Raw genomic sequence first — 9,631 nt, forward strand, 5'->3', positions numbered from 1 at the left:
GCTGTTCGTTGAGCGCCGCGTTCCCGTGCTAGTCTGGAGACAATATTACAAATTGCTCAGCAAGTGCGGCAGGAAAACTGCCGTGATTCGCAACAAAGCGGGCCTGACCGTGGAAGGTTTTACTAACAGTCTGGGAGTGTATTTCGAAACATGGAGCAAGCACGATTACGATATCGACGGATTCAAATTTGCCCCCGGTCAAACGGTTTTGGATATTGGAGCAAATCTGGGTTTCTTCACTCTATACGCCGCTTGCAAAGGAGCACGTGTCTTAGCCTTCGAGCCAAGCAAGCAAAACTTTGAGCTCTTGCAAAAGAACGTGACAAATAATAAACTAGATAGCTTGGTTACTTGCGTAAACCGTGCTCTATCTTTGTGTTGTGGTGAGGCAGTTCTTTATGAAGGACTTGATAAGTCCGGACGGTTTCTTTCTGACACTGTATCAATTACTGACGATAATCGGGGTGGAGAAAAAGTTATTACGACAAAAATTGAGACCATTTCTCTAAACGAAGTGTTTCAAAAATACGACATCACAACCTGCGATTTTATCAAAATGGACTGTGAAGGCGCCGAATACGACATCCTCGCGGGCGCAGATCCGGCGACCCTGCAACGGGTCCGTTACATCTCGCTTGAATACCATAACGGCTCGGACGAGATCAGGACTTACCTCGAAAGAGGAGGTTTCGAGATCTTGAGCACATCCGATGGTTTCGATGCAGGGTTCGGGATCATACGCGCGCGCAGCAAGCTGGTGCGTTCCCCGGAGGTCGCCGCGGACGCTCGGAAGACGCAGGAAAAGATCTTGTCCCAGAAGGCCGTCGAAGAAGCGCCCGGGTTCGTGGCAGTTTGACGTTTCCCGGCGGTCCCGGCGACCGTGTCGAGGCGATTTTGACTCAGCTCTTCAGCGCCTCGTCGAGGTCGCGCCAGAGGTCCTCGACGTCCTCGACGCCCGCCGAGAGGCGCAGGAGGTCGGGCGGGCAGGGCGAGCCTTCGCCCTCGATCGAGGCGCGGTGCTCGATCAGCGACTCGACCCCGCCGAGCGAGGTCGCGCGCTTCCATAAGCGCACCCGCGCCGCCGTCGCAATCGCGGCCTCGGCGCCGCCGCGGACCCGGATCGACAGCATGCCGCCGAACCCGCCTTGCATCTGCTTCAGCGCGGTCTTGTGCCCGGGATGGGCCGGCAGGCCGGGATAGAGCACCGAGACAACGTTGGGATGGGACGAGAAGCGGTGGGCGAGCCTCAGCGCATTCAGCGCCGAGGCGCGCACGCGCAAATCGAGCGTGCGCAGGCCGCGGATCAAGAGAAAGGCCTCGAACGGATGCAGGATGAGCCCGTGCGCCTTGCGGATGTCGCACACGCGCTCGAACAGGGAGTCGGCGCGCGCGAAGGCGAGCGCGCCCGCGAGCACGTCGGAATGGCCGTTCAGGTATTTGGTCCCCGAATGCATCACGACGTCGGCGCCGAGCGCGAGCGGGCGGGTGAAGACCGGCGTCGCGCAGGTCGAGTCGACCGCGATGAGCGCCCCGGCGGCGTGGGCGAGGCCTGCGCACGCGGCGATGTCGCTGATCCCCCAGAGCGGATTGCTCGGCGTCTCCAGCCAGACGAGTTTCGTCTCGCCCGGTCTGACGGCGCGTTCGATCTCGGCCAAATCCTCGGTATCGACGAAATCGACCCTGAGCCCGAGGCTCGCGGCGTCCTTCGCCAGCCAGTCGCGCAGCGCCCAGTACATCATCGTCGGAGCGACGACATGCGCGCCCGCGCCGAGGCTCAGAAAGAGCGCGACCGCGGCTGACATGCCCGAGCCGAAGACGAGCGTCGAAGCCGCGCCCTCGAGCGCCCCGATCACCGCTTCCGCCTCGCGCACCGTCTCGTTGTTGGGACGGCCGTAAACGTTTCCGCTTCGGTAGAGGTTGTCCGGATCGCGCAAAAAGGTCGAGGAGAGGTGGATCGGCGGCACGAGACCGCGGGTCGCCTCGTCGATCGCGCCGCGCGCCTGGGCCGCGAGGGTGCGCGGGCGATACGGTCCGCTCACAGCGCGACCCCGCGCAAAAGTCTCGGCGCGTCCCGGCCTGCGCCGCCCGCCTCCAGAATGAGCCGGTCCTTCAGCCGCGGCGCGCGGTCGACCAGCCTCAGGCCGAGGTCGCGGACGAAGCGCAGCGGGCCGAGGTCGTTGGAGAACAGACGGTTCATCAGATCCATCCCCATGCCGCTTGCCGCCACGTCGAACCGCCGCGTCCGCTGGTAGTCGGCGAGCGCGCTCGGGCTGCCCGGGTCGAGGCCGAGCCGCATCGCGCCGACGATGGTCTCGGCGAGGGCCGCGACGTCGCGCAGGCCGAGGTTGAGGCCCTGTCCGGCGATCGGATGGACGACATGGGCGGCGTCGCCGACGAGCGCAAGCCGCCCGGCGACGAACCGGCGCGCGACCTGGAAACGGAACGGGAAGGCTTCCACGCGAGAGGCGAGGCGGATCGCGCCGAGCTTCGGGGTGAAGCGGAATTCGAGCTGGCGCACGAAGTCTTCCGCGTCGAGGGCGATCAGCGCGCGCGCGTCGGCGCGGCGCTCGTTCCACACGATGCTCGACTGCCGCCCCGGAAGCGGGAGGATGGCGAACGGGCCGGCGGGCAGGAAATGCTGCTCGGCCCCGCCCTCATGATCGTATTCGTGCGCGATGGTCGCAACGATCCCGGACTGGTCGTAGTCCCAGCCATAGGCCGGAATTTCGGCGAGCGCGCGGAGCTTCGAGCGCGCGCCGTCGGCGGCGACGGCGAGGCGGGCGCGCAGGCTCTGGCCGTCGGCGAGGCCGAGCTCGGCGACCCGCCGGCCGGGGCGCCAGCGCGCGACGGGAGCCGCGACGCGCTGGACGCCGAGCCTGTCGCAGAGGGCCGACAGCGCGGCGACGACGTCGTCATTGAACGCCATGTGGGCGAGCGGGCTGCCATTTTTGGAGTCGAAATGGAGATGCGGCAGGCGCACGGCGTCGCGCACGCCGCCGTCCATGATCTCCATCTTCACGATCGCCTGGGCGCTGGGCTCAATCGCCTCCCAGGCGCCGATGCGCTCGAGCAGCAGCCTCGGCCCTTCGGCGATGGCGACCGTGCGCAGCGGCGGACGCGCGGCAGGCCCAGGAGGCGGGGGCGAAGGATCGACGACCGCGATCGCGACGCCTTCGCCGAGCGCCTGCCTGACCGCCGCGGCGAGCGCCAGCCCCGACGCCGCCCCTCCGGCGATGACGACATCGTACACGGGGTCGGATCGGGTCACTTTCAGCAGGCCTCCTGAAGCCGCCCATTTTCGACCCTTTGCCGCCGCCGCGCAATCATCGACGGGCCGCGAAGCGGCCGCAGCGCGGAACCGTTGCGGCCGTCAGCCGTTGGAAGCGATCGTCGGCGATCCGCCGGCTTTCTTGAGGAGCGAATGGATGTCGAAAGCTCTCTTATTGGCCATCGTGATTACGGGAATCCCCTTGGCCGCGTCTGCGCAGGATGCGCGCGACGCCGGGACCAACGCGGGCGCGGCCGCGGGCGGCGCGGTCGGCGGCGCCGTGGGCGCGGTGGTCGGCGCGCCGGCCGCAGTGGTCGGCGGCGTAGTCGGCGGCATCACCGGCGCCTTCCAGCCGCAGTTTCATCACTACGTGGTCGAGGAGCGTGTCCCATCCTACGACTGGTCCGGACACTCGCGGGTCGTGGTGGGCGACGTCCTGCCGGCGGAAGGGGTGACGCTCTATCCCGTGCCGCCCCAGTACGGCGTAACGCAGTACCAGTACACGGTCGTCGACAACGTGCCGGTCCTGGTCGATCCGTCGACCCGCCGGGTGGTCGAAGTCATTCCCTGACCGGCGCCGGGAACGGGGCCGCCTCCTTCCTGCGAGGCGGCCCTCGGACGTCGCAGTCGATCGGAGGGGCGGCGTCTCCATAGCCCGAGGAGCGCGAGCCGCGCTCCCTCCATCGAAGCGCGGTCAGTCCGCGCCCTTTCGGCGTGGGACCGGCGGAGCCTCTGCTCCCGGCGCTCCACGAATATCCCTCGACTTTCGGCCGCCTTTGCATTATGTGGCGCGCCTCAACTGAAAACAGCGCGCCGAAGCGCTCGCCGGTTCGTTTCCAGGGGCCGGCGCACGGCAGGAGTTTTGCCATGAACATCATCGAGCGGCTCGAGGCCGAGCACGCCGCCAAATTGCCCGGCGCCAAGATGCCGGAATTCCAGCCCGGCGACACCGTGGTGGTCAACGTCAAGGTGACCGAAGGCGACCGCACCCGCGTGCAGGCCTACGAAGGCGTCTGCATCGCGCGCAGCGGCAGCGGCCTGAACGAGAACTTCACCGTCCGCAAGATTTCCTATGGCGAGGGCGTCGAGCGCGTTTTCCCGGTCTATTCGCCGATGATCGACTCGGTGAGGGTTGTTCGCCGGGGCAAGGTGCGCCGCGCCAAGCTCTATTACCTGCGCGATCGCCGCGGCAAGTCGGCGCGTATCGCCGAGCGTACGGACGGAGGCGCCGCCGCCAGAGACGCGGCGAAAGAGGCCGCAAGGGAGGCCGCGAAAGAGACGGCGCCCAAGTCCGGCGAGGCTTGAACAGTTTCGCCCGCTGGAACGCGGGCGGATTTTTGTGGAGGGGCAAGTCATGACAGACCCTGTGGTCGCCCAGAAGGGCCCTATGCGAAGGAACTCGAGGCGGGCAAGACCTACTACTGGTGCGCCTGCGGCAGGTCCGCCAACCAGCCGTTCTGCGATGGCAAGCACAAGGACACGGGGCTTGCGCCCATAGCCTTCACCGCCGACAAGAGCGGAACCGCCTATCTTTGCGGCTGCAAGGGCAGCAAGAACGCGCCTTATTGCGACGGCTCGCACAAGAGCCTCTGAGTCGACGCGTACGAACGCAGATCCAAGGCCGGCGGCGCCCTCGCCGGCCTTTTTCATGCCAGGGGTCAGGCTCAAGCGGTTGGCGCCCATGGCTTCCGCCGCCGCCGGCGCGACGCTGCCAACAACAAGACCCTCAAGGTCATGACTTGCAAGCGAATCATCGCGCCATGCACAGTGCCTGCGTCGCACCACCGGCGCCGTCAACATTAACAGTCGGTAATGTTGCCTTATCAACTCCGCGCCCGTCAATTTAGGAGAGTCGCAAGACGGAGAGTCGCAAGACGGTGAAAGTATTTGCAGAACGACAACAACGAAAACATTAACGCCTTTTAACTTTTTTCTGGCCGAAAGTCGTCTCAAAGTTGGTTGATGGTCGCTGGATTGGAGCTTTTTGGCGGCATGATTTCGCTGCGGCTGGTCTTGAGCTTCATCTTTGCCGCTGCCCTCTCAACCGGCGTGACTCAACCAAGAGCCGGTTGTGCAGGCTACGCGAGCGCGATCATCCACGAGGATCGTTCGGATGGCTAGGGGACGGAAGGAACGCCTCTAGTCTGTCCTCGTCTATCAGGTTGAGGTTGTGTCCATCCTTAGATATCGGCATTCGACTTGCCAGCAAGGCAGACTGCAAGACGGGAGGGATGTTCGTGAAAATAGGCATCGTAAAATGGTTCAACTCGCGCAAAGGCTACGGTGTCATCAAGCCAGTGGACGGAGGGTTTGACGTTTACGTCAGCATCAAGGCCGTCGAGCGTGCCGGACTAGCGGAACTGAAGGAAGGACAGAAGGTTAAATTTGACATTGTCTCGGATGATCGCACAGGAGAGGTTTTTGCCGAGAATTTGACCGTTCCGTTGAACAGGCAAGACAACATTATAGCTGGCCGAGCCGCGACCCTTGGTGACGAACGTCGCAATCGTAGGTCCAGCTTCGCATGAGTTGAACATCATGGCGTCACGTTCACGCACTTTGGGCTTCGCGGCAACGACCGGTTTGACGAGCGGTTAACCACAGCCAGCTTCGCCCTGGAGGCCGCCGATTTCGATGGGGTCCAACTTCTCTGCAGCCCTGCCGGCGAGGGCGGCTTCGAGATTGGCTGATCTCCGCGTTCTGTGAACGACGACCCTTAGTGGATTGTTTCGCGCCTCGACGGGCGAACTGGACGGTTTCGCGCTGTCCGTCCCTGATCCCGCGCCTCGATCGCCGTGCTACACCCGACGCATGCCGTCCGACCGCGTCGCAGCCGAAGATCGCCTCCTCGCGCTTCCCATGCGCGTGGTCGACGTGCTCGTTCCGGTCGCGGTCGACACCGCCTACAGTTACCGCGCGCCCGCAAACCTGAGCCTCGAGCCCGGGAGCTTCGTCGGCGTGCCGCTCGGGACGCGGCATGCGACCGGCGTCGTGTGGGCCGCTCGCGAGGCGGGCGGCGACAACCTGAAGTCCGTCGCGGCCTTGCGCGACTGGCCGCCGCTGCGGAAGCCATTGCGCGACTTCGTCGACTGGGTCGCCCGCTGGACGCTGGCGCCGCGCGGCATGGTGCTGCGCATGGCGATCCGCGCCCATGAGGTTTTGGAGCCGCCCGCGCCGAAATGGGGCGTGGCCGCGACCGGAAAGCCGCCCGCACGCATGACCGAGGCGCGGGCGAAGGTTCTCGCGGCCCTGACGCGAGGAGGCGATCCCTCATCCGGCCCTTCGGGCCACCTTCCCCCCGAGGGGGAAGGCATTGTCGGCGCCGCTGCGCCCCTCTCCTCCGGGGAGAGGGAAGCGGCCGAAGGCCGCTGGGTGAGGGTCAGCGAACCGAAATCGCCCATCCCCAAAGCTGCGCTCGCCGAGCTAGCCGGTTGTTCCGTGGGCGTGATCGACGGCCTCGTCGAGGACGGCGCGCTCGCCCTCGTGGAGCTGCCGCCGGAAAAAGTCGCCGCTGGGCTCGATCCGGATCATCGCCCACCGATCCTCAACGCCGACCAAAAACCCGCTGCCGACGACCTCGCCGCCCGCGTGGCGGCCCGAACCTTTTCCGCATCCCTGCTCGAGGGCGTCACCGGTTCGGGCAAGACCGAAGTCTACTTCGAGGCGATCGCCGAGGCGCTGCGGCAGGGCCGGCAGGCGCTCGTGCTCTTGCCCGAGATCGCGCTGACCGCCCAGTTCCTCGGCCGGTTCGCCGCGCGGTTCGGCGAGCAGCCGGCGGAGTGGCACTCCGGCCTCACCGAGCGGCAGCGGCAGCGGATCTGGAGCGCGGTCGCGAGCGGCGAGGCGCGGGCGGTCGTCGGAGCGCGCTCCGCGCTCTTTCTGCCGTTCGCCGATCTCGGCCTGATCGTCGTCGACGAGGAGCACGAGGGCGCCTACAAGCAGGAGGACGGGGTGGTCTACAACGCCCGCGACATGGCGGTCGTGCGCGCCCGTCTGGAACAGGCGCCAGTCGTGCTCGCCTCCGCTACGCCGGCGATCGAGACGCGCGTCAACGCCCAGGCCGGCCGCTATCGCTGGTTGCGGCTGCCGAGCCGCTTTGGCTCGGCGAGCCTGCCCGACATCGCAACCGCGGACCTGAAACGCGAAGGGCCGCCGCGTGGCCGCTGGCTGTCGCCCAAGGCGATCGCAGGGATCGAGGCGGCGCTGTCTCAGGGCGAGCAGGCGCTTCTCTTCCTCAACCGGCGCGGCTACGCCCCGCTCACGCTCTGCCGCTCCTGCGGCCATCGCTTCGAGTGCCCCAATTGCGCCGCCTGGCTGGTCGAGCACCGCTTTCGCGCCGCGTTGGTCTGCCATCACTGCGGCCATGTCGAGCCGCGCCCAAAACTCTGCCCGGAGTGCCACGACGTCGACAGCCTCGCCGCCTGCGGGCCGGGCGTCGAGCGGCTGGCGGAGGAGGCCGCGCTCATCTTCCCCGACGCGCGCATGCTGGTGCTGTCGTCAGACTTCCCCGGCGGGATCGAGACCTTGCGCCGCCAGCTCGACGCGGCCGCGCGCGGCGAGTTCGACCTCATCATCGGCACGCAGCTGGTCGCCAAGGGCCACAATTTCCCCCTGCTCACCTTCGTCTGCGTGGTCGACGCGGACGTCGGCCTCGCCAACGCCGATCCGCGCGCCGCCGAGCGCACCTTCCAGCTCCTGCGCCAGGCGACGGGCCGGGCCGGACGCAGCGAGCGCGAGGGCCACGCCCTGCTGCAGACCTGGCAGCCGGACCATCCGGTGATCCAGGCGCTCGTTTCCGGCGACGCCGAGCGCTTTTACGCGCAGGAGACCGAGCAGCGACATAAGGGCGGCCTGCCGCCATTCGGACGCCTCGCGGCGATCGTCGTGTCGGCGGAGGACAAGGGCGCGGCCGAGGCCCACGCGCGAGCGCTCGCAAGGACTGCACATACGATGCGGGCGGGCAAGGGGTGGAAGGTCGCCCCGCTCGGCGGCCCGTCGCGCGAGGATGAGATCACCCTGCTCGGTCCGGCCGAGGCGCCGATCGCGGTGTTGCGCAAGCGCCACCGCTTCCGCCTCGCCGCCAAGGCGCCCCGTTCGGCCGACCTTCAGGGCTTTCTCCGCGCGCTTCTTGCCGCCGCCCCGCCGCCGCGCGGCGGGGTGCGGGTCGCGATCGACGTCGATCCGCAGAGTTTCTTGTGACGAGGAAGCGGCGCAGCGGGCGGTCGCGCGAAGGAGGTTGAACGGTGGTCGCACCGGGAAACGCCATGCCCTTCGCCGATGGCCGATAACACAAGAAACATAAACCTGCGTTAATGTTCCCTCGTCGCCGCATGGCAACGAGACCCGAAACGGCAGCCGGTCTTTGTCAATCGGCGGGAAGCCCGTCAACTGGCGAGTCATGAGGACCGAGCGGCCGAATCGTTGATTCCCCTGGGTCCCTGACGTCGCACTCGAGAGCCGGCTCCTATCTATCAGGTCCACCGGCCCATCCCTCACTGTGATTTCTTGAGAAGCTCATCCGGATTGCTGTTGACTGTAAACTTAATTCCCTGTAATGTTGTCAACGTTACGGCGTAGTGATTTTCGCTGTTTGAGACTGACGGCGCATCTTGCGTCGTGGACGGAGGGGAGGGTGCCAATGAAACTGAACCTTTTGCTTGCTACCGTTGCGGCCGCCGGGATGCTCGTGGCCGCGAACGCCAATGCGGCGACTCCGATCTGGGAGTTCAGCAGCGCGTCGGCAAGCTTCACCAACGGCTCTTGGGACTTCGGGAACAACTTCTCTGTGAGTTCCACGGTCGAGGTTGTCGCGCTGGGTTACTACAATGACCCGACTACTGGGGTCAGCGGCAACCCGGTGGCTTTGTACGACTCGAACGGGAACTTGCTCGCATCGGCGACGGTGAACGCCGGAGACCCGCAGGTCGGCCATTTCCTGTATGCGTCGATCACGCCCGTTTTGTTGGCCCCGGGCGAATACCAGATCGACGGCGTGAGTAATACCTCGAATTACACGTGGAACGATTCTGGATTTCATACCGCCTCTCCGATCACTTACCTGGGCAATACTTGGCAGCCTGGAACGACCCCGGACTTCCAGAATTCTGTTCAGAATGACGTCAGTGACGGGTACTGGGGCCCGAACGCCCTTATGGCGCCCGAGCCCTCGACCTGGGCGATGATGGGTCTCGGCTTCGCCGGCCTCGCCTTCGCGGGCTGTCGTGCGCGCCGCACGGCCACCGCGATCGCGTAAGTTTCGCGCGGCGAGCGAACGAAAAGGCCGCCCCCGGGCGGCCTTTTTTCTGTTGGGGCGCCCGGTCGCGGCGAGCGCCGTGTCGGCGGAGGACAAGGGCGCGGTCGAGG

8 protein-coding genes and 1 pseudogene are annotated in these 9,631 nt (G+C 66.0%); 7 read left to right on the plus strand and 2 right to left on the minus strand.

Translation table 11 applies throughout. The features are described 5' to 3' along the window. The coding region (locus ACLP25_RS26105; RefSeq protein ID WP_442472024.1) for an FkbM family methyltransferase at nt 1–856 on the plus strand (856 nt) is incomplete at its 5' end. 43 nt (nt 857–899) lie between these two features. Here the strand turns inward: ACLP25_RS26105 and ACLP25_RS26110 are convergent. Both ACLP25_RS26110 and ACLP25_RS26115 read right to left on the minus strand, forming a co-directional pair. Continuing rightward, on the minus strand, nt 900–2,039 hold the full coding sequence (locus ACLP25_RS26110) for a trans-sulfuration enzyme family protein (protein ID WP_442472025.1): 1,140 nt from the start codon (nt 2,037–2,039) through the stop codon (nt 900–902). Beyond that, nucleotides 2,036–3,268, minus strand: a complete 1,233-nt coding sequence (locus tag ACLP25_RS26115; RefSeq protein WP_442472026.1) for an FAD-dependent monooxygenase — start codon at nt 3,266–3,268, stop codon at nt 2,036–2,038. The genes ACLP25_RS26110 and ACLP25_RS26115 overlap by 4 nt, the downstream gene beginning before the upstream one ends. 157 nt (nt 3,269–3,425) lie before the next feature. Between ACLP25_RS26115 and ACLP25_RS26120 the strand changes: the two genes are divergently transcribed. The 6 genes and pseudogenes from ACLP25_RS26120 (at nt 3,426) to ACLP25_RS26145 (ending at nt 9,521) form a co-directional block, all read left to right on the plus strand. Continuing rightward, nucleotides 3,426–3,839 carry a DUF1236 domain-containing protein gene (locus ACLP25_RS26120; protein ID WP_442472027.1) on the plus strand — a complete coding sequence of 138 codons (414 nt, stop codon included), beginning with the start codon at nt 3,426–3,428 and terminating at the stop codon, nt 3,837–3,839. Nucleotides 3,840–4,135: 296 nt separating this feature from the next. Continuing rightward, on the plus strand, nt 4,136–4,573 hold the full coding sequence (gene rplS, locus ACLP25_RS26125; protein WP_442472028.1) for a 50S ribosomal protein L19: 438 nt from the start codon (nt 4,136–4,138) through the stop codon (nt 4,571–4,573). A gap of 189 nt (nt 4,574–4,762) precedes the next feature. After that, the gene (locus tag ACLP25_RS26130) at nt 4,763–4,861 is read left to right on the plus strand and encodes a CDGSH iron-sulfur domain-containing protein (RefSeq protein WP_442472031.1); all 99 of its coding nucleotides are present in this window, start codon (nt 4,763–4,765) and stop codon (nt 4,859–4,861) included. A 644-nt stretch (nt 4,862–5,505) separates the two neighbouring features. Then, a pseudogene (locus ACLP25_RS26135) lies at nt 5,506–5,703 on the plus strand (cold-shock protein); the annotation flags it as partial. 424 nt (nt 5,704–6,127) lie between these two features. After that, the gene (locus ACLP25_RS26140) at nt 6,128–8,467 is read left to right on the plus strand and encodes a primosomal protein N' (protein WP_442472029.1); all 2,340 of its coding nucleotides are present in this window, start codon (nt 6,128–6,130) and stop codon (nt 8,465–8,467) included. 439 nt (nt 8,468–8,906) lie between these two features. After that, a complete protein-coding gene (locus ACLP25_RS26145) occupies nt 8,907–9,521 on the plus strand; it encodes a PEP-CTERM sorting domain-containing protein (RefSeq protein WP_442472030.1) in 615 nt (204 codons plus the stop codon). The last annotated feature ends 110 nt before the right edge of the window (nt 9,522–9,631 follow it).

The organism is Roseiarcus sp. (genome assembly GCF_052145395.1).
Classification (GTDB): Bacteria; Pseudomonadota; Alphaproteobacteria; order Rhizobiales; family Beijerinckiaceae; genus Roseiarcus.